Annotated in this window: 17 protein-coding genes; 3 read left to right on the top strand and 14 right to left on the bottom strand. The window is 40.6% G+C overall.

What is annotated here, in order from left to right; all coding sequences use genetic code 11:
• Window positions 1–32 precede the first annotated feature (32 nt).
• From C8E03_RS12055 to C8E03_RS12095, 9 genes are all read right to left on the bottom strand, one after another.
• The gene (locus tag C8E03_RS12055; RefSeq protein ID WP_094375872.1) at window positions 33–296 is read right to left on the bottom strand and encodes a DUF6870 family protein; all 264 of its coding nucleotides are present in this window, start codon (window positions 294–296) and stop codon (window positions 33–35) included.
• A gap of 107 nt (window positions 297–403) precedes the next feature.
• Window positions 404–2,977 carry a PEP/pyruvate-binding domain-containing protein gene (locus C8E03_RS12060; RefSeq protein WP_094375871.1) on the bottom strand — a complete coding sequence of 858 codons (2,574 nt, stop codon included), beginning with the start codon at window positions 2,975–2,977 and terminating at the stop codon, window positions 404–406.
• Window positions 2,978–2,979: 2 nt separating this feature from the next.
• Window positions 2,980–3,585 carry a TetR/AcrR family transcriptional regulator gene (locus C8E03_RS12065; protein ID WP_110291152.1) on the bottom strand — a complete coding sequence of 202 codons (606 nt, stop codon included), beginning with the start codon at window positions 3,583–3,585 and terminating at the stop codon, window positions 2,980–2,982.
• 272 nt (window positions 3,586–3,857) lie between these two features.
• The gene (locus tag C8E03_RS12070; RefSeq protein ID WP_110291153.1) at window positions 3,858–5,534 is read right to left on the bottom strand and encodes a recombinase family protein; all 1,677 of its coding nucleotides are present in this window, start codon (window positions 5,532–5,534) and stop codon (window positions 3,858–3,860) included.
• Window positions 5,535–5,608: 74 nt separating this feature from the next.
• The gene (locus C8E03_RS12075; RefSeq protein ID WP_242993506.1) at window positions 5,609–5,872 is read right to left on the bottom strand and encodes a DUF6870 family protein; all 264 of its coding nucleotides are present in this window, start codon (window positions 5,870–5,872) and stop codon (window positions 5,609–5,611) included.
• A 278-nt stretch (window positions 5,873–6,150) separates the two neighbouring features.
• Window positions 6,151–6,909 (bottom strand): ABC transporter ATP-binding protein, encoded by a 759-nt coding sequence (locus C8E03_RS12080; protein WP_110291154.1) that lies wholly within the window; start codon window positions 6,907–6,909, stop codon window positions 6,151–6,153.
• A 4-nt stretch (window positions 6,910–6,913) separates the two neighbouring features.
• Window positions 6,914–9,244, bottom strand: coding sequence for an ABC transporter permease (locus C8E03_RS12085; protein WP_110291155.1), 2,331 nt, complete (start codon window positions 9,242–9,244; stop codon window positions 6,914–6,916).
• 2 nt (window positions 9,245–9,246) lie between these two features.
• On the bottom strand, window positions 9,247–10,389 hold the full coding sequence (locus C8E03_RS12090; RefSeq protein WP_110291156.1) for a HAMP domain-containing sensor histidine kinase: 1,143 nt from the start codon (window positions 10,387–10,389) through the stop codon (window positions 9,247–9,249).
• Window positions 10,386–11,072: a response regulator transcription factor gene (locus C8E03_RS12095; RefSeq protein WP_110291157.1), complete on the bottom strand. Its 687-nt coding sequence runs from the start codon at window positions 11,070–11,072 to the stop codon at window positions 10,386–10,388. The genes C8E03_RS12090 and C8E03_RS12095 overlap by 4 nt, the downstream gene beginning before the upstream one ends.
• A 584-nt stretch (window positions 11,073–11,656) precedes the next feature.
• On the opposite strand from C8E03_RS12095, the gene C8E03_RS12100 reads away from it, so the two are divergent.
• Window positions 11,657–12,160, top strand: coding sequence for a GNAT family N-acetyltransferase (locus C8E03_RS12100; protein ID WP_094375863.1), 504 nt, complete (start codon window positions 11,657–11,659; stop codon window positions 12,158–12,160).
• Window positions 12,161–12,352: 192 nt separating this feature from the next.
• A complete protein-coding gene (locus C8E03_RS12105; protein WP_110291158.1) occupies window positions 12,353–14,032 on the top strand; it encodes a recombinase family protein in 1,680 nt (559 codons plus the stop codon).
• 12 nt (window positions 14,033–14,044) lie between these two features.
• On the opposite strand, the gene C8E03_RS22610 is transcribed toward C8E03_RS12105, so the two are convergent.
• The 3 genes from C8E03_RS22610 to C8E03_RS12120 all read right to left on the bottom strand — a co-directional run bounded on the left by C8E03_RS22610 (window position 14,045) and on the right by C8E03_RS12120 (window position 17,557).
• On the bottom strand, window positions 14,045–14,359 hold the full coding sequence (locus C8E03_RS22610) for a collagen-like protein (protein WP_094375861.1): 315 nt from the start codon (window positions 14,357–14,359) through the stop codon (window positions 14,045–14,047).
• A 176-nt stretch (window positions 14,360–14,535) separates the two neighbouring features.
• Window positions 14,536–15,519 carry a substrate-binding domain-containing protein gene (locus C8E03_RS12115; RefSeq protein ID WP_170122986.1) on the bottom strand — a complete coding sequence of 328 codons (984 nt, stop codon included), beginning with the start codon at window positions 15,517–15,519 and terminating at the stop codon, window positions 14,536–14,538.
• A 10-nt stretch (window positions 15,520–15,529) separates the two neighbouring features.
• Window positions 15,530–17,557 (bottom strand): methyl-accepting chemotaxis protein, encoded by a 2,028-nt coding sequence (locus C8E03_RS12120; protein WP_242993508.1) that lies wholly within the window; start codon window positions 17,555–17,557, stop codon window positions 15,530–15,532.
• 399 nt (window positions 17,558–17,956) lie between these two features.
• Here C8E03_RS12120 and C8E03_RS12125 point away from each other — a divergent pair, with 399 nt between their 5' ends.
• Complete coding sequence (locus C8E03_RS12125) at window positions 17,957–18,859, top strand: metallophosphoesterase family protein (protein WP_094375859.1); 903 nt, start codon at window positions 17,957–17,959, stop codon at window positions 18,857–18,859.
• Window positions 18,860–19,097: 238 nt separating this feature from the next.
• On the opposite strand, the gene C8E03_RS12130 is transcribed toward C8E03_RS12125, so the two are convergent.
• Together C8E03_RS12130 and C8E03_RS12135 are read right to left on the bottom strand one after the other, a co-directional pair.
• Complete coding sequence (locus tag C8E03_RS12130; RefSeq protein WP_110291160.1) at window positions 19,098–20,468, bottom strand: GGDEF domain-containing protein; 1,371 nt, start codon at window positions 20,466–20,468, stop codon at window positions 19,098–19,100.
• Between the two features lie 305 nt (window positions 20,469–20,773).
• On the bottom strand, window positions 20,774–21,442 hold a 669-nt coding region (locus tag C8E03_RS12135), incomplete at its 5' end, for an asparaginase domain-containing protein (RefSeq protein WP_110291166.1).

The following is a 21,442-nucleotide window of genomic DNA, read 5'->3' on the forward strand; positions in this document are numbered from 1 at the left end:
AAACAATGTCGTCACGGCCTGTAAACTGGCTTTTACAGACCGCTTTTCTTTCGTTTGAGGAAGTCAGCAAACACATCTTGTAATGGGGGCGCGTTTTCTGAAAACTCCAGTTTTACACCCATATCACCCACACGAAAACAATAGGGATTTTTAACCGCTTCTATAACTCTGGCCGCACGTTGTTCCTGCGGCACAGTCGTATCAAAGGTAAAGCTACTAACATCAACTAAATCCGCTTTGTTTACAGATTCTATGTCCACGCTTGCCAACTCTGATATTGGAATACGTTTCTTCAATCACAATCGCCCCCTCCTTTCCATGTATATGAAGTGCTCGGATTGTCCTATGAGAAAACACAAACAGCCATCACTTTATCAGCAAAAGTGATGGCTGTTAATCTTTTCTACACTTTGGACCAAGTCGTCACCGTCCCTGCTGACCCATCCACCGTTATCATTTGTCCGTTCTTGATAGTTCGTGTGGCGGTGTGTGTGGCCATGACGGCGGGGATGCCATATTCGCGGGCGACAATGCTTGAATGGCTAAGAGGGCCGCCAATGTCCGTTACAATCGCGCTTGCCAAGGCAAACAACGGCGTCCATGCAGGAGTTGTGGTAACGGCAACCAATACACTTCCCGGCTGAAAACTTTCAAAATCTGCCGGGCTGTTCAATACACAGGCGGAAGCCGTCACAATACCGATACTGGTTCCAATCCCTGTTAACACAATTTTTCCATCTTTGGACTTCTGTGTTGCGTGTGATATGGTTTTTTTGTTTTCCTCTGGCAACTTGAAGGGCGGAACATAACCCTGGTATTTTTTTAGTTCCACTTTTCGAGCAGGTATTGCTCCTCTCATATCAGATAAAGGTATATTTTTGTCCAACTGCGCTATGAGTTCTACCAATTCCGATTCTGTGAGCCAGTAAATATCATCCAGATGTGAAATAGCTCCGCCGCTTTGGAAGCGTTTTGAAATTTCCTGAAACATACGGCGAATTATCGGATGTCCCATTCCCATCATATAAATAGCGTTTTCACGCATGGGGGCTGTTTCCTGCGCCCAATGGAGTAACTTCAGAAACAGTTTTTTACGCGTTCCACCTATCTGTTGTAAAATCACTTCTTCTGCCTTTTTTCTTCGCTTTTCAAATGTAGCTTGGCGTAAAAAAGGACTTTCCCCTTTTTCTTCTACGAATGATTTTATGGATTCAAGAGTTGGTGTAAGCGTTTCCTGCGGCGTGGAATACGCAAAATCAAATTCATAAGCGGTACGGCCAAACTCTTTGAAATACTGATTGATTCGGTTTTTCCATTCTATCCATACTTCCTGCGAAACTCCATCTGGCACAACTGAAGACTTGAAATCTTTTACTATCTTTGTTGCCTGATTGTTTTGCAGATAAAGGGTGAGGTTGTTATTTAGCTTTACCCATTCTGAGAGGCTCCACAGGTTCTTCTCCGATTGCATAGCAATCGTATCAAACCCAAGCAGGAAAACAGAAGTATCTTTTATACCGGCTCGGTGGGCTGCTCCCTGAAATAATTTTGTTAATAATGTTTCGCTGATAGAGGCGGCGGGTAATGTAAGCTGAATTCTTGTAAAATAAATACACGCGGCATAAAATACGGTCTGAATCCCCTCCATTATTTGATGGGCGTTCAGCGTATGCAAAGGCTTTTCTTCCCATTGTTTTATCACATCCTCAAATTCTTTTCGCGCCGCCTCCCAGCGTGCGACGCTGTTGGTGAGCGCCCGGCGCAAAGATCGAGGCGAAAGGGATTTGACGGCAATCAAAATTGGCTTTGATTTAGCAGAAAGATAGACATATCCATTAATAATTGTGTATGCCCCATTTTCCGGTAGTAGCTTTTTCGCGCATTTATCAAACATATCTACCCATAAAAGCGCCGACGCACGGTTGATGATTTCAAGCCCAAGCGTGGCGAACAAGGGCGTAACAGGATTTGGCAAGTGTTCTGCCAGACTGCCCTTTGTGTATATCACATCCTTTTCCGGCAACGCCCATTCCGGCGTCAGGACAGTTATGGGACGAGCCTGAACAATATACAGTTTATCTTTTTCAAGCGCCCACTCTATATCCATAGGTATTTGATAATACTTCTCAATTTTCTTTCCTATCTGTGTCAGGCGCATAATTTGATCGCGGGTAAGAGCATGTTTTTTTCTCAACCGTTCAAGAACTGGGATTTCTTTTGTTCCATCTAAGGTGCGAACCGTCATGATCTCTTTGCTTGCCACTTCATACGATACAATTCGTTCGGCATTCTTATCCACAACGATTGTATCAGGGGTGACTAAGCTAGATACCACCGCTTCACCAAGCCCCCATGCGGCGTTAATAATTATTTCGCTACGTCTGCCATTGATAGGGTTTAGCGTAAACATAACGCCGGAAGCATCGGAAAAGGCAAGCTTTTGTACGACAACGGCAAGCGCGACAAGCTCCTGCTTTATATCATTCTTTACACGGTAAGCAATCGCGCGAGCCGTCCACAGGGATGCCCAGCACCGCTTTACGGCGGCAAGAACTTCATTCTCCCCTTGTATGTTAAGATACGTTTCCTGCTGTCCCGCAAAAGAAGCGTCGGGCAAATCTTCGGCGGTTGCAGAGGAGCGAACAGCCACCGCGATGTTTCCTAATCTGGCATAAGCGGTTTTGATTGCGGCCGACACTTCCTGCGGCATTTCTCCATCATGGAAAAGCTTCCCAATCTGCGTAGATACATCTTCAAGCTGGCTGGTATTGTTGGAATCAATACCGTCCAACAGCTTATTAATGTGAGGCTGAATATGGTTCGTCTCAACAAAAATCTGGTATGAAACAGTCGTAACATGAAAGCCATCCGGCACAGGGATGCCCGCTGTCAAGAGTTTTGATAAAGACATACCTTTTCCGCCAACTATTTCAAGAGTTGCCTGTTTATGTGCCAAAGGTAAGATATAATAAATCATAATCATTCACCTCCATCATTCATAATTCCGTGTAGAAATATATTCAACGTTTCTTCTAACATTTCTTCCGGACTAGCTGAAGGTCTGGACGTGTAGACGATTGCTATAACGGAATTAATTAACAAACGTGCCATAAGATCAGCATCCGTTTTGCGAAAGATGCCTGCTTTCACTCCATTTTCAATCACGGATTTTATAATATCTTGGTATGCGTAACGCGCTGCTTTCAGCCGCTTTCGGTATTCTTCTTCTAAGTAGTCAGATTCTGTATTTAACCACATCAGCACAGTTCTATACTGCTTTGGTACTCCAAGATGATTCAGCATGATTTTTCTAAGGCACTGTTCTGGCGAGAATTCATCAGCAATAATCCTATGAACCTTTTGAATGGTTTCTTCTATTTCTTTCTCAACTGCGTATACAACAATCTCGTCTTTCGTTTTGAAAAAATCATACAGACTGGACTTTCCCATGTTTGCTAAAACTGCAATTTCCCGCATTGATGTTTTTTGGAATCCATTTTCAGCTATGAGGCGCAAAGCAACACCGACTATTTCTTCCCGGCGCGCTGCTTGTTGTTCGGGTGTAAGCATAATTCCTTTTGGCATGTGACGATACCTCCTTGTAGCGACCAATGGTCGTTTCTTGTATTTTTATTATATAGCGACCAGCGGTCGTTTGTCAAGATTAATTTTTCATTGTAAACGATACACGACAGAAAAATATTTTACTTTGCTATTCCCATATCTCGCATAGAATAAGGCTTTTTGCAGTTTTCCTTGATGAACTGGTTCAGTTGAACCAGTGGCTCCGGTTGGACCGGTTGCTCCTGTCGCGCCGTTCGTATTAAGAAAACAAACTGCCTTTTAATTGGCGGGGTTTATCCCGCCTCTGAATGCCTGTTGACCTGTATGTATTCCTGAATCCGGCGTATATCGTCACTGTGCTTTAGCTTAACGCTGATACTGCCGTTTTCAAATACCTTGATATGGTCAACCAGTTCTATTAAAATGTCTCTCGTCAGTCTGTCGATATTTTCGTATTTCCTGTAAGCTGATAAAAATGGGTTTTCCATGTCACCACCCTTTTCAAGCTCTGACCGTTCTGCCTTAAGGGCTTGAATAGCAGAATTTATATCCACAATCTGCTGTTCATAACCATCGTACATCTGGCGGTAATCCTTTTGAGTAAGATTTCCGTCTTTCCAGTCCTGATAGAGTGACTGCTTGTAGTGTGCAACCTTGGCAAGCTCCTTTTCCTTTGCAGTTATTAAGCCATCCAACCTTGTTGATTGGCTTTTTCTTAGCGGAGCTTTATTAATACGTGAAATAACATCGGTGTAGGCATTAGCTACATGAACCTGTTGCCTTAGAACATACAAAACCGCCTCTTCTAAAATATTGTGTTTGATGGAGTGCTTCGTGCAGGCCGCTTTGGATTGCTCCTTATAGGTACGGCAGAAATAGTATACCGTTCCTTTTACTTCACTCCGGCACATGGACTTGCCACAATCGGCACAGCGCAGAAAACCGCTGAAAAGATAAAGCTTTTTTTCTCCGGGAGCCATGCGCGTATCGCGTTTCAAAAGCTCCTGTACCTTGGCAAACCGTTCACGGTCTACAATAGGCTCATGGGTGTTTTCCACAATAAACCATTCTTCTTCAGGAACGGTGTCCTGAATATGGATTTTATAGCTTCGTACACGGTAGCGTCCTTGAACCATATCACCAACATAAAGACGGTTTTTCAAAATTTCGCTAATTGTCTTTGCGTTCCATAACGGCTTGTTTGTGGCGTTGGGATTTTTATACTTCATACCCTTGCTTTGCTTATACATGGAAGGGCATAACACGCCGCGTTCATTCAATGTTCGTACAATGGCATTTTTACTCATTCCATCCAGAAACCATGTAAAAATATCCCTTACCACCTCGGCTGCTTCCTCGTCAATCACAAGAGCGTTTTTGTCCTCCGGATCTTTCTTATACCCATAAGCGGCGAAAGAACCGATATGCAAGCCCTTTTCACGTTTTTTATCAAAGACCTTGCGCACATTCTCCGATGTGTCCTTTGCATGGCTCTCGTTCAAAACGCCCTGCACAGGAATACCGATGTTCATTGCGCCGTGAGGGTCTTTATAGGTATCTATGGGCTGTTGGTAGAGAGATACGAACCGCACCTGATGAATGACGAACCAATCCTCCAAATAATAGCCTTGGTCGGCGTGATTTCTAAAACTACGGGCCAAGTTCTTGACTACGACACAATTTACTTTGCCAGCTTCAATCGCCCGGAGCATCCGTTGAAACGCAGGACGTTCATCATCCGTTGTACCACTCACTCCATCATCAACAAATTCATCCGCAAATAGGTATTTATCATCGTCGTATTGATTACTTAACCAATCCTTTAAAATAAGACGCTGGTTGTGGACGCTTTCCGACTCGTCAAATCCCCTTGAATCCTCACGGGAGAGACGAATATAAAAGGCTACGTTCCAAACTCTGTTTTTGCTTGTTTTCGGCAGTAGCTTCTGCCGGGCTTTTGGCCTTGCCATATATCCTCCATTCCTGTTGCTTAACACCTATTTGACGTAAGGCAGACAATTTTGTCGATCCTTAAGGGAATAGGTTACAGACCACTTTTTTTGCGGAGGAAAAAGTCCGTCAGCAGATCACCAAGAGCCGGTCCTCCATCGGTAAACTCTATTTTAACACCCAATTGACCATATCGGAAACAATAAGGATTTTTCGTTCTTTCGATGACCCGTTTCACGCGCTCTTGCTTAGAAAGACTGTTGTCAAATTGAAAGTCCTGTACATTTACAAGTACATCTTTATTTATGGTACGAAGGTCAACGCTTTTCATAGCGTCTAATTGCTCTATTGTAATCATAATCATGGTTCCCCCTTTATATAGGCATGATTATTTATATGCTTCTTTCAGATTGTCCTATGTGGATAAGAGAAGGGTTGCACATGTCACCAATCTGGCGATAGGTGATTTTCCACTTGCATTCGTGCGCATTGTGTTTTTATTTCATACGTGGAATCAAAGCTTTTATACTTTACCACAACAAGGTCTTTCCTATGAAAATACAAAGAGCGGCGGCTTTGATTCATTTCAAAACCGTCGCTCCTTGCTTATATGTCTACCTTCAAAACAAAACGCACCTAAATACCCACTGCTGCCATTCCAGCGAGCACCGTTTCGCATCTCGCCTTCCTATCCCTGCCATTGAACTTTTGCAGCGTTAGCTCGGAAGCGATGTTCCCGTCCTTTGTAAACAAAACCCTGTCAGCCATGGCCGCGACTTTTGTGTCATGAGTCACAAGTAATATGGCTGTGCCTTCCTTGTTGATGTCAACCAGTAACTCCATGATTTCCTCTGCTGATTTTGAGTTAAGTGCGCCGGTCGGCTCGTCAGCAAAGAGAATCTCCGGCTCATTCATTAAGGCGCGGCAGATACCAGCTCTCTGGAGTTGACCGCCCGAAACCTCCGTGGTATCCCTGTTTTCAAGTCCTGCAATCCCCGCTTTATTCATTAGCTCCTTTGCCTTTTGCGCGAGCTTCGCGGTATCCTTTTTCCCCTTCTGGGCGGAGGGAAGGATGATATTATCCAATAGATTCAAATTTCTCAACATGGTGGGCTGCTGAAAGACAAAACCCATTTTAGTTCTGCGGACATCCGCAAGCGCGTTTTCGCCGAGCTTGGACAGCTCAGTATCGCCAAATTTCACCATTCCACTAGTAATCTCATCCATACCGCTGAGGGCGAACAGCAGTGTGGATTTCCCCGAACCGGACGGCCCCATTACGGCAACAAACTCGCCTTTTGCTATTTCTACGTTTACTTTGTTCAGTGCTTTGGCCTGCTCATTGCCCTTGCCAAATATTTTCACGATATTCTTACCAGTAATAATGTTACTCATATGGTTATGCCTCCTTAATATGGTCTAAAATTTTTAATGTCTGAATGCCAGAGATGCCCAGCATGGTGGCAATAACGACACAGCCCGCAATCAGCAACGGAGAAACGAGGTAGACAAGCCACGGGTTTACCACAAAATCAAAGGTTGCCGCCCCAAAGGAAGAAACAATTGCCATACCGGCAAGCTCTCCCAGTGTGTTTGCCAGAATCGTGCCGAGAATTACGCCCATTGCCAGTACAGTAATGGAGCGGGTAAGATATTGTCTGCGAATATCCGCATCGCTGAAACCCATCGCTTTCAGTATGGCAATAGGATAACGATCTCTCGCTACCAGCATTTTTATAAACAGCACCGTAACAAGCAGTGTGAGCAGAGCGGATGACAGGACAGCAACGATGGAAGCCATTTGGATGGCGTCTCTTATAGAACCGAGCATCTGCTGGGTACTTTCGTCAATGCCGGTAACTTTGGCAAAGGGGAACTGTTTTCTGTACTGTGATATTGCCGTCCCCACATTTTGGCGATCCCGAAAGGTAGCCGCCATGCTGACGCTCAATACATCACCGCTGTTTACACTAAAAGTGGCCTGTGCCGTCCGGCCGCCGTTGGTAACATCAGAGTAAATCCCGCAGACCGTCAGGTGCTTTTCCGCACCGTCAACGATTAATATGATCTCATCTCCAACGTTTTTTTCAAGGTCTTCGGCATTGAGGACGGAGAGGGCGATTTCCGATTTCGTCTGCGGCGCACGACCCTTGAAGTAGGTAATGGGAAATACGGAATAGTCACCCAATGTTACCCGAAACTTCTCTATCGTTTTGTCATCCGCTTTTCGGTCTAACATCATGCCGGTGAAAAAAACATATGTTTCAACGTTCTCGTCTTCGGCCAGTACGTCGGAAACTTCTGCCGCTTTCCCCGCAACATCCTCCACCTGCGACCGCATCACCCCGATATTAACATCGCAAATTCCCATGCCCATGTAAGTGATGAAGCTATCATCAGCAATGGTGCTGCTGATATTTTGCGGCACAATCATAAGAAAGGAGGAAATGATCAGCACCATCAGCATAGTGACATACAGCTTTTTTCGAGAAAGAACATCCTTGATCCCAAGAAAAATATTCCTGGAAAAAAGTCTGTTATTACTTAACCTAAATATTTTTGAGGATTTCGATTTTTCTTGGGGTGCGCCATACCGCACCGCCTGTGCCGCAGATATTTTCCGGAAACGCCCCAGCACACCGTTTACATAAAGCAGGATAATTCCGCAAATAAGTATGGCTCCAAGAAGCCCCCATAACAAGCCGGGTAATGCGCTGCCGGACTCACCCATGTACAGGCGGATATTTTGCAGGAAAGGCCTTTGGAGCGGCAAAGAGGTCAGAAAGCCCAGCCCGCAGGCCACCCCCGAAATAGCACCATATTTTGCAAGATAGAGCTTTTTCATCTGCGATACCCGTATGCCAACGGCCTTCAGTACACCTATTTCCTTATAATCCTCTTCGATTTTAGCTAGCAGCGTAAAGCGAATGCACAAAAACGCCACGATAATGACAAGGAGGCTTACCAGCATCAGTACGGCAATCATAATGCCGTCCGTAATTCCATTGATCATTTTTACTTGCGTGTAAGTGATTGCGGGCGGGCCGTTGGCGGGAAGCTCTGCGGCAAGATAGGCCGCCTCGAAAGCGGGGAAGGAAACGTCCTCTGCCAGCCGAAACTCAATCAGGTACTCTAACTGTCCGTGCTCCCGGACTCTTTCAAAATCCCCCTGGCTGACAAGGAACCGCTTGGAACTTACCAGCGCCGCGTTCATGACAGAATCCCGTAAAAACCCAGCGACGGTAAAGGAAACACCATGGATTGTCACCGTATCGCCGAGCGCCGCGTTTCCTTCCTGCATGTAATAGAGAGGGACATAGATTTCGCCGTCAGCAGGCTGAATGACTTCGCCATTTAAATTAAGCAGGAAGTCAAATTTCTTGCTCTGTACGCAAAGGCCGTTGTCCTGAATGCTTCCGGCAAGGGAATCGTCCCCGATGACAATGTCCGCACCCTCAATATTGAGGAACTCCAGTACCTGATACTCCTTTACGCTGTCATTCGTCTGAGCAAAGCTTTGCAACTGTTCCATATCCACATCACCTGTGTGCATCTGCATAAAATGGACTGACTTTGCCGAAAGAAGCATATTGTCGATAGCGCCGAACAGGTTCACTGTCAGCGATGCAGCCAAAGCGGTCAGCATGGCGGCAACGAGGATAAAGGCCGTAATCGTTGTGGTAATCAGCCTGCTTTTGCGGATATCGTTTCTAATAATTTTTAGATACATATTCAACCCTCTGTCTTTCTGTGTTTTGGAGATTTTGGAAAACGCAAAACAAACATCTTTGTATAGGGAGAGGGCGCGTCCAATAGGTCAACCTCACCGGAATGCTGTTCCATCACCTTTTTCACAATGGCAAGTCCAAGTCCTGTTCCACTGCCGGCACTTCTTGAATCGCTGCCGGAAACAAAAGGCTCAAACAAATTCCCAGCTATGGCTTCCGGTATAACTACTCCGTTATCAGCCACTTGTATCTCAACACGGCCAGGTTCTTCTGCAATTCCCACGAACAATAAGCTGCCTGCCGGATTATGGCGGATTGCGTTTGTCAGTAGGTTACCTATGGCACGGGTAGTTTCCAACGAATCCGCCATGTAAAATATGGGCTTGTCTGGCAGCCGTAGCTCTAATTTCATCTGCTTGCTTTCAACTTCACCAAATAGGGCGGCGCAGGATACGCGAAGCAGCTCTGCAAGGTCAACCTTTACAAAATTCATCCGGTATTGCGGCATACCCAGCTTAGAATAGGAAAGCAGTTGGTCAATCAACTGGTTCATCTGGCCCGATTTAGCTTTCATAGCCAGATAGTATTCCTGCTGTTTGTCCGGTTCCTCCACCATACCGCTTGCCAAGGCTCCGGCGTATCCGGAAATCGTTGTCATAGGGGTTTTTAGGTCATGAGCAATGTGCGAGAAAAGCTGCATCCGCTCATTTTCCATGATCATACGCTTTTTCTCGGAGTCCCTTAGCTTTCGTGCCATAAAGTTGAACGCATCCCGCATCTCCCCAAATTCCGTTTCTGTTTCAAAATCCAGCTCGGTGTCCAACTGACCTTCTGTGACCGCTTTGAAGCCGTTCTCCAGCTTTTGAATGGGAATTAAAATCTTCTTGCTGATTCTGCGCCCAAAAAGGACAATCCATATATAATAGACTGCGATTGTAACAAGTATCCAGAAAGCTGAAAGCGCTATTTGCAGGCTTTTTGTTCCCTCTACAAGAGGGGAAGTTGCCAGTTCCGAGAAGTTCATCCCATTATTAAATGTATACAGACTGAATAAAAGCTCCAAAACCAGAAGCGTCAGCGCTATGCCAATGGTATAGCCTATAAAACTGCGCATGATGACGCTTTTGAAGCTGTGTTTTTTTTTCATGTACGCACCTCCAGACGATACCCTAATCCCCGTACGGTTCCAATGGATACCGCGCAATTTTCTGGAAGTTTTCCGCGCAGCTTGCTGATGGCGACCATCACAGTATTGTCATCCACGATGGCTGACTCCTGCCATGCAGCTTCATAAATCTGCTGTTTGGTGAATACGCGACCGGGACTTTGCATAAACAGCTTCATCATGTTAAATTCTGTGGCGGTAAGAGGAATAATCTCACTGCCTAAGGTAAGAGTGCAAGCCGAAACATTCATACACAGTTCGCCTGCTGTCAACAACTCCTTTTCAGACGTAAATGTTCCTGCGCCATAGCGACGCAATTGCGCTTTGATCCGGGCAATGACCTCCAAAGGATCAAAGGGCTTTGTCACGTAATCGTCTGCACCAAGGTCAAGCCCCAATATTTTCTCATGATTTTCCGTTTTAGCACTCACGATAATTATAGGAAGATTGCTGCGTTCTCTCAAACCTTTGATAAGCTGATAACCGTCAAGTTCCGGCATCATAATGTCGATGACAGCCAAATCAATTCGCGCGGACGCAGCCTGTTTAAGCGCCTCCAAGCCATTTTCAGCCTGTATCACAAAGTAGCCGTCCTTTTCTAAATATAACCGCAGAAGCTCACGAATTTCCTTCTCGTCATCTACAATAAGAATCGTTTTATTCATGGTTTTACCTCTCTCTTGCTCGTCATACTTTCGAGCTGTAAGTTCATTATAGTTGCCTAACCTTTCAGTTAAACATGGTTAACCTTAACATTACCTTAAGATTTTCCTGTACTCTGGCTGACAACGTTGAGCAAGTACCGGGAACAAAATACTTGGTTCTACCTATATTTTACCATATGAGAAAGAGGTCAACAATGTTGTCGCGTCTTTGTGAATTTCGTCCAGGCACTTCAGGGCAACATGTCCCGAAGTGACCGTTACAAACAAAAATACCGCCTATAGTCTCACTAAGGCGATGTTTTGTGTAAAGCGACAGTTCCAATAATTTTCAAGGGCTTTTGCAGTTTTCTTAATACAACTGGCGCGGTTGGACCGGTGGGCCCTGTTGCTCCGGTGGAGCCGTTTATAATAGGAAACTGCAAATTAGCTGATACAAGAAAACATTGTCACTGTTACTTCTTATTTGAAATCAAATTGCACAATTGTCATAATTAGTGTAAAATAAATCATAAATAGAGATAGCTAAAAAATATGAATTTACGTAAATATATTAGACTGGTAAGTTTAATTTTAAGGAGGTAATAATGGCAGAATTGTTTTTTGAAAAAATCGAAATGGGAGATTATAATAAAATTAAAGAGTTATCAGATTTCGCCACGAATATTGTCCGTGAGCATTTCAATTCAATTATAGGTGAAAAACAGAATGAATATATGATACATAAATTCCAATCTGAACAGGCAATCACTGATCAGATTAATAGAGGGTATCAGTATTATTTTGTATATAACATGCAAAAAGAAAAAATAGGCTTTTTAGCTTTTTATACAAGAAATGATGAAATGTTTTTAAGCAAATTTTATTTAGAAAAACACAGCAGAAATAACGGATTTTCCAAAAAAATGTTAAATTTTGTAATTGATCATACACGTCAAGAGGGGTTAGGAAAAATAGTACTGACTGTCAATCGAAATAACTCTGCAACATTTGCCTATGAACATCTAGGTTTTGTGAAAACTGGTGAGCAAAAATGTGATATCGGTAACGGTTTTGTTATGGATGATTATGTTTATGAGTACATAGTGTAGCGTGTTCTACTTTAAATTCCATTTAGTCAAATAATCTATAGGTAAAATCTTTTTCACGAGGGTATGTTAACAGCATCCCCTCCTTTTCTTCTCCTAAGTAGATCAAGGCTGGTAGTGGAGACAGTCTGTGTTTTTCATAGGACAAACACGAAAGAGCATATATTTAGTCATGTAAAATAGGAAAGGGGACACATGGCAAGGGTAGCCAACAGGCAATGCATTACAAAAACAGCTTCAAAGAATAAGGTATGGTATGTAGCTTTTTATATCCGTCTTTCTCGTGAAGATAAACGCGGAAAGGACGAATCCGAAAGCATTACCAATCAAAGACTGATTTTGACGGATTTCCTTGAACAACAAGATGATGATGACGAATATGTTTTCATTGACGAATATGTTGATGATGGCATAAGTGGTACGACAGACGAAGAACGCGAAAACTTTCAAAGATTGTTAGCCGACATTCAAAAGCGAAAAATCAACTGTATTATTGTAAAGAACCTTGCCCGAAGTTTTCGTAACAACGGCGACCAAAGCTATTATCTTGGCGATTGGTTTCCCCGAAACAATGTACGGTTTATCTCTCTTTACCAACAGCCTATTGATACCTACAAAGACCCGCAGAATGCACAAAACATAGCGGTTCCCGTTCAAGGCGTTCTGAATGAGGAACACGCAAGAGGTACATCAGAAAGCGTCCGCAGAACCTTTGACAAGAAGCGGGAAAAAGGCTTGCATATCGGCTCTTTTGCCGCTTATGGCTATCAGAAAAACCCAGAGGATAAGAACGCTCTTATTATTGATGAAGAAGCCGCAGAAAACGTAAAGTGTATTTTTGCATGGTTTTTGGAGGGTATGAGCAAAAATGCCATTGTCCGCAAGCTCAACGACAGCGGTATCTTATGCCCGGCAGCTTATAAGAAAAGTAAGGGCATGAAGTACAAAAATCCCAATTTCATAGATGGGAACCCCTTATGGTGCGCTATGAGCGTCAGCAACCTTTTAAAAAACCGCATTTATGCAGGTGATATGGTTCAAGGGCGTTATCGAGTTATGAGCTATAAAATCCATGTGCAGAAAACGGTTCCCGAAGATGAATGGTTTATCGTCGAAAATACCCATGAGCCAATCATCAGCCGAAAGGATTTTGCTAAGGTGCAGGAGCTTTTAAAAAAGGATACCCGTACCGCACCAAAGCAAAAAACTCTATATCTGTTCAGCGGCTTCTTACGCTGTGCGGATTGCGGCAAGGCTATGACACGAAGTAAGGTCAGAGGAAACGTATATTACTATTGCCGTACCTACAAAGATCAGTCAAAAACTGCCTGTACCAAACATACCATTAAGCATAACCATTTAGAACAGGCTGTATTGTATGCCATCAAACAACAGGTTTACATTGCGGTTTCCCTTTCGGAAATGGTTTCACGCATTAATACCGCTCCACTTCAAAAAAGTCAATCTATCCGACTAAATGAACTGATAACGTCAAAGGAAAAAGAGCTTTCCAAAATATCAAGCTACAAGCAAAGCATTTATCAAGACTGGAAAGACGGCGAAATTACCCATAAGGATTACTGCCAGATGAAAGAGGATTATGAGCGGCAAATAGAAGTCATTGGTGAAGTCATAGGAAATCTGCAAGAAGAAAAAGCAGAGCTTGAAAATGGGATTGACATAGAAAATCCATCTTTATCTGCTTTTTTGAAGTATGAAAATATCAACAAATTGACAAGGGATATTTTGATTGAGCTTGTTGACACAATCAAAGTATACGAGAATGGCAATATTAGCGTCAGATTCAAATTTGCCAACGAGTACCGCGAAGTTGCGGAATACATTGAAGTCAACAACCATAAAAATACGGTTTAGAAGAACCGCATTTTAAAAGGCAGTTTGTTTTCCTAATATTAATGTAGCGGTAGCTCCTGTTGAACCTGTAGGTCCTGTAGATCCTGTTGCTCCAACTGGTCCTTGCGGACCAAATGGACCTTGTGGACCTTGTAAACCTTGTGCACCCTGTATTCCTTGTGGACCTTGGAAGCCTCTGGGGCCTTGTGGACCTTGCAGACCTCTTGGACCTGTAGGTCCAGTAGGTCCCGGAGGACCTGGCCTACATCCAGAAGTTCCACCGCATGAATTACAACCATTAAAACAGCTCTGAAGAGTAAGATCTTTGTCGTTATCAAATTCACCCATTTTATTGTAACTCCTTTGATCAAGACTTTACGAATAATCTTATCAAGAAAATGACTAAATTATTCTAATATATAATATGAAACGATATAATATTAGTTACTATTTTATGCTAAACTATGACAATATCATTTCTTTCCTATTATTGTCCCTGTTCAAATTCACATTTGAGGCATCTACTAATTTAAATAACTGCTGACATTGTCTGAGCTAATCCCTTCAAATGGTACCCAAATGTATTTGTTTTCAGATGCATATTCAATGTTATCGATACTTTTATCATTGCTGAGCGCGACTGCCGCTTCTATCGCTGCTTTTCCTTGCCCTGTCGCTGATTGAAGAACGGTAAAATTCATTATCTTATTCTGAATAGCAATACAGGCATCTTGTATTCCATCTATACCTACAACAGGGATATCAGTAAGGTCAATTCCTTTTTCCTTACAGGCTTCAATGACACCAAGCGCCATCGTATCGTTATTACTTATGATGCAATCAAAATCACACTTTGTCTTTAAAAAGGTCTGAAACATACTTTTCGCTTTATCTTGACTCCAGTCTGCCGTATCGTCAAAAACATAGGTAACATCAATGCCTGCTTCCTTAAGTCCTGCTTTGACGGCTTCTGTACGAGATGTTGCGCCTGGATGACCCTTTTCTCCTTCCATCAAAACTGCATTTACACTCGTAAGACCCTTTTCTTTAAAATAATTGGCCAAATACTCAGCTTGTAAAGCTCCTGATATACTTTCATCAGAACCAACGTAAATATATTGATTTTCCTTTAAAAGCTTTTCTTTTGGGCTTCGATTGATAAATACAATCGGCAGCCCATCTGCTGCCGCCATTATTTGCAAGGCAGTGTCTGTATCTATCATATTACATATAATTGCTGTATATCCTTGCGCCTTTGCATTTTTAATTTGGGAGACTTGCGTTTCAATGCTGCTTTGACCATCCTCAACGGTTAATTCAATCTGATTGGTATTTGCATATTCCTGTGCACCATTGACTAAGGTTCCTAGAAATACATCAGAACTGCTTGACAGACAAAATAAAATTTTATCACTGGCTGAAGCACTGCCATTTGAAGCAGTTGAGCATCCGGCTAATCCAACTATACATAGCAGCATAGCTAATATATAAGTAACTATTCTTTTCATAATGCACCTCCTATAGTTTAAACAGCCGAACTTGTTTACCAAGCTGTTTTGCTGTTTCTTCAAGCTGATGAGAATCCTGAGCCACATTTTTACTGTTATCTGCAATGGCATTTGCCTGATTAACCATTTCTTCCGAGGTTGCTAATATTTCTTCTGAACTAGCCGCCTGTTCCTCAGATATAGCTGCAACATTGGTAGCCACATCATCAACATGTCCTATTTTTTCAAGCATGTCCAATATCATCTGACCGGTCTGGTTAATAGCATCAAAAATGCTGTCAAAGGTATCCGTTGCGGCCGATATTTTTTGTGTACTGCTATTAATATATTCTGCACTTTCTTTTGACTGTTCCACTGTATTGTTTACCAAATCTATAATTTGAGCAATCAGCCTTTCAATGTTTTGAACTGCTTGTGCACTTGTATTGGATAACTTTCCTATTTCTGATGCAACAACAGCAAAGCCCTTGCCTGCTTCCCCTGCTCTTGCAGCTTCAATAGAAGCATTTAATGATAAAAGACTCGTTTCCTCTGCTATATTACCAATCAGGTTCACAATTGCTGTTATTTCAGTAGAAGCGTTTCCAACCTTATTAATCGCTTTCTCCAAATTCGAAATGGAATTTTGAATATTAACCATTGTCTTTCGTACTTCTTCCATATCATTTCTGCCTTTTTCAGACACTTCTACGGTTTCTCTCATCTTTTCATTTACTTTATCACCTTCGTCACTGGTTTCTGATACAAATTGTGCCAAGGTTGTTGCATTACTGGCTATTTCATTTACAGAACGCGCCAAATCATCTACTGTGGCGTTTAAATTAGACATAGAACTCGATTGAAGCGAAGATGAATCAAACAAATGACTTGCTATCTCACTGCTTCCTTCTGATTGTTTGTACAATTGTGAAGAAATCAAATTAATATCCTGTATCATTCCCCGCATCACCTCAATGAAGTTCTTCAAACTTTGTGACATAAGTGAAATTTCATCATTACCCTTAACTGTTACATTCATGGAAAAGTCACCTTTTCCCATATTAACTATAGTACCAGTGAGCATTTTAATTGGCTTCAATACAATATGCGTCACTCTTTCTATTAAGACAATCAACAAAATAACGGAGAAGATTCCCACTATTATCATAAAGCTTCTAAGATCTAACAATTCAGAAAGAATAGAACTGATTGGAACGTAGGATACAAGAATCCAATTTGTTCCTTCAATTTTCTTAAAATTAACCATATAATGGTTCATTCTGACGGAATCAAGCTCGGAATTTGTAATTTTCTCAGCTATGTTTTGATATAACTCATTACTGCTATTGCTGCCTAATGAGGAGGATAGTATAGAATCATCTCTGGCAGCCAAAACTATATTATCTGTTCGATCAATCAATATTGCTTGTGCGTTCTCCATCTCAACAAGTGAATTAACAATAATGCTGATTCTATCCAAAGACACATCCGCCGAAATCACTTGTATTTTGTCTGAATCCTCTAATAGCATACCCGTAGCACTAATCACATTTTTTCCATCTGCATTTTGATAAGCTGAGCCAAATGCCATATTAATTCTTGTTAAACCTTCTTGAAACCATACAGAATTTTTAATATCTTCACCGCTATGTGTGCTTGATTTAGAAGAGGCCAGCAAATTCCCTGAAGCATCTGCAATATACAACCCATCAGAATAATTGCTATTGTAATCAGAAAATGAATTTAATAGATCTTGAAGCGTATCTTCAGCAGGCTGTGCACTTTCAATCGCTGTTTTCACAGCTTGAAACGATGCCAAGTTTTCGTTAAGCCATGCTTCAATTTGATTGACCTGATTGTTTGCAGAAAGATCTAAGATTTCGTTTGCATCTGATGATATAATTTTTTTAGACTCTATGTATGATACTATTATGAGTATCAGTACCAAAATACTTACCACTGGTATAATGATTCCCAATAATTTTATTTTAATAGAAATTAGTTTTTCTTTTACTGGAGAAGTAACCACGCCTCCAATGCTTTTACCCTTGTGCCTCAATTGATTTATACCCCCTTAAGTATTATTCGTGATTCAAAATACAAAATACCAATTCAACCAGCGATAAATCCCCCCCTCAATTTGTGCTATAAACGATATATAAATACTTTTTTAAATCACAAAAAAGTCATATCATTTTTCTGCAAATGAAATAGTGACTTGTTTTTTATTAATTATATAATCATTCTTAACTATTTTAACATATAATTGTTAATATGTTTATAAATTGTTTATAAACTTTTGATTATTTTTTGTTTTTTCTCACTTTTTACAAATCGCAATTTTCATAGGCAAACTAACTAAGATTGGCTTGAATAATATTAGCAATTATTTATATACTAATATTAGAATTTATTTAAATACGTCTGATCCTTTTTTACAGACAGATTAGGAGAATACATGTATACAGATAAGAGATTGTCTAAGGCTTACCAAAATGCAACGATTAAATCTTTTGATAAACATTCTAAATATATTTTCTTTAGTGATTGTCACCGTGGAGATGACAGCGTTTCCGATGAATTTGCCAGAAACCAAAATATTTTACTACATGCACTTGACTATTATTATAATCGAGGTTATACCTATGTTGAAGTTGGTGATGGAGATGAACTTTGGGAATATCCTGAATTTAAATTGATTCGTCTTGCACACAGTGATATATTTATGGAGCTCAAGAAATTTTTTCATGATAAAAGACTGCTTATTCTTTACGGTAATCATAATATTTTTTTAAAAAACAAACAATTTGTAAAGAGAAATTATTATTTCTATAATGATGAATTTAATCGAAATACAAAAAAACTATTTCCAGAAATTAAAATACACGAGGCTCTTATTTTAAAAAATAAATTATCCGGACAGGAAATATTTATCGTACATGGTCATCAAGGCGATTTAATGAATGACCAATTATGGAAAATATCAATGTTTACCTTACGCTATTTCTGGCGTTACCTTCATGTCGTTGGTTTTCATAATCCTTCCAGTCCTGCCAGAAATCAGTTCTCCAGACACAAAGTTGAGAAAACCTACAAGGAATGGATTCGAAAACATAAAACAATGCTAATTTGTGGACATACTCACAGACCCCGCTATCCGAAACAAGGCGCCCTGCCTTATTTTAACACTGGGTGTTGCATTCATTCAAAGGGAATTACCGGCATAGAACTTCTTGATAACAAAATTATGATGGTTGATTGGCGTGTAAGAGCAGATCACAAGGGAGTCCTTCACATACAAAGATATGTAGTACGCGGCCCTGATCCAATTGAAACATTTCACTTTGATCATTATGCTTAAAGTAGTATACTTTAATCCAGATATAGAACAATGTATCTGCAATCCAACTCAGGTTTAAAGACTAGTAAATTGATTTCCTAATATGTAACAAAACGGACAAGTCCGCATCAGCTTCCTAATCATGAGAGACTTGACCGCTTTGCCGCGCCGAATGCTGTCATGAAGTGACATTCTCCACTTGCATTCGTGCGCATTGTGTTCATACATTTAATATTGGTAATTGCTATACCAATAAGTACTAACCTTTCTTTCGCAATTTGTGCTGATACATTTTCTGATCTGCCAGCTTTATCAACTCATTGATATCATTTTTCAAATATGTAGATACCTCAATAATTCCATAGCTAAAGGAATGTTTATATGGCTTTGCTTTTGTTTCATCATATTCTGCCAGTTTACTTACCACCTGTTCCATTACATTGCTTAGTTTTTCTTCATCGCTGCCCGGAGCTATTATCAAGAACTCATCTCCACCCATTCTACTAACAATATTTTCCTCTCCGACAACGGTTTGCAACGTTCTTATAATATTGATAATCAACTCATCTCCATCCATATGTCCGTAAGTATCATTCACAGCTTTTAAACCATCTATATCAATAAAGGCAATTGCTAACGTATGATTATTACCATCTAGTAAATTTATTTCCTTTTCCAATGTTACCAATCCTGTTCTTCTGTTTAACGCTCCCGTCATCGGATCTATATAGGCATAGAACTCAAGCTCTTTATATTGCTTCTGCAACTGTTTTTCAACTTTTAATCTTTCGGTTATATCATTAAATATTATAACTGTTCCGCTATATTTTTCACTAATATCAAGCATTTTTTTCATTTTAATCTGGAATGTTTTCTGGCCATACTTGGTTTCCGTTACTTTTTCTCGTATTACCTCATCTTGTTTTAAACCAATAAAGTAATCAAGTTCTTGCTTTAGCCAGTCCAATTCCGTATTTGTATTTAAATTACTATAGTATTTACTTCCTGAAACAGGAATTCCCCAAAAGATATTGGCCGCCTGATAATTTATATTTTCAATGTTATTTTCTTTGTCTACGAGAATAATTGGATCATAAATACTTTCAAAAATCGTAAGATATTTATTTTTTTCATTTGTCATTTTTCTATTCATTTCCTGAAAAAATAACAATTTCTTGTCTTGCGAAGAACTTGTCCATTCTGAAATAAAGCCCAATTCAACCCGGTCAAAATACCTTCTGATGTAAAGCAAAAAATATTGCTTTTCTTCAAATAAAAAATCATTTTCTTCATTCACCAAATCTAGATAAGACTGCTGATAATATTTCATCAACCCCAAAAACATAGTAATTGTAATCCCTCTTAAACGATGCTTTTTTGCCTCCTCTATTCCAAATAAAGCTATTTCGCCTTGAGTAAAATCCTCATTCTGGTTCAGTTCAGGAATACAATCTGACTGCCTCATACATTTTACCATAGCTTCTGATAGACCAGCAATGGACTGACGCCATGCTTCTGTAAGTGTCGAAGTATACTTTACATAATCGTACGCTTTAGCATATCCCAATACTTTCTGAATCAAAATATTCTCACTACTCATAATAAGATGACTAAGCTTTTTTAATTCCATTCATATCCAACTCCCTTTCGTCAAGTATCTATATTTTGTGAAAGCATTTATTTTCAGTTGGTAACTTTTTACTGTTTGAATTAATTATACGTGATAAATTAGTATATGTATAGATTATTTATTCACAACAATACCCTTTAGCAAAAAGTGTCTCATGAGTATCTGCAAACAGACGCTTTGTTATTAAGTATCACTTACTTTAATACTTTATAAAAATAATGTTTTCCTATATAATAAATGCGAACCGCGTAACATTGTATTGTTCTACAAATGTTATGCGGTTCGTATTTATTTTCTATCAATTATTAGTAATTTCTATCTGCAAAAAATGGTGTTTCCATAAATGTTTTTATATCACTGAGTTTTTCATAATTACCCAAAGCCCACATTAACTTCATTGTAAGTGCTTCTGTCGTCATATCTCCGGCATAAATCACTTTCTGCTTTGCAAGTCTTTTACCAACTGCATAGATATCCAAGTCTATTCCTTCATACAGACACTGTGTTGTAATAACTACTGCCAGGCCTGCTTCCGCTAATTCTTGAACCTTCGCTACGATATCATGATTCTCATTTGGAATTCCTCCAATTCCAAAGCTTTCAATTATTACGCCCTTATAATGCTCCTTAATAAAATCAAAAATATCCGGCTTGATGCCTGGGTATATCTTTAATACAAAGATATCCTCACAAAGGTCAGTTTTAACCTTAAACGGTCTTAATACATGTGTTTCAAACTTGTCCCAATGTTCTCCGTAGCTTAGGGCATTGTTATAAGTTATTTTCCCAAGCTTGATATCTGCTACGGTTGGAAAATTGATGCTTTTAAAGGAATCCGTACTTCTTGTTTTTAGTTTTACCGCATGCGTACCGCTTATGATTTCTCCATCAAAAGCTACAAACACTCCCAGAAAGTCCTCACAGGCAAATCGGATGGCATCGGATAAATTCTTCTTTGCATCCGTATACAATGC

The sequence above is a fragment of the Lachnotalea glycerini genome (assembly GCF_003201285.1).
Classification (GTDB): domain Bacteria; phylum Bacillota; class Clostridia; order Lachnospirales; family Lachnospiraceae; genus Lachnotalea; species Lachnotalea glycerini.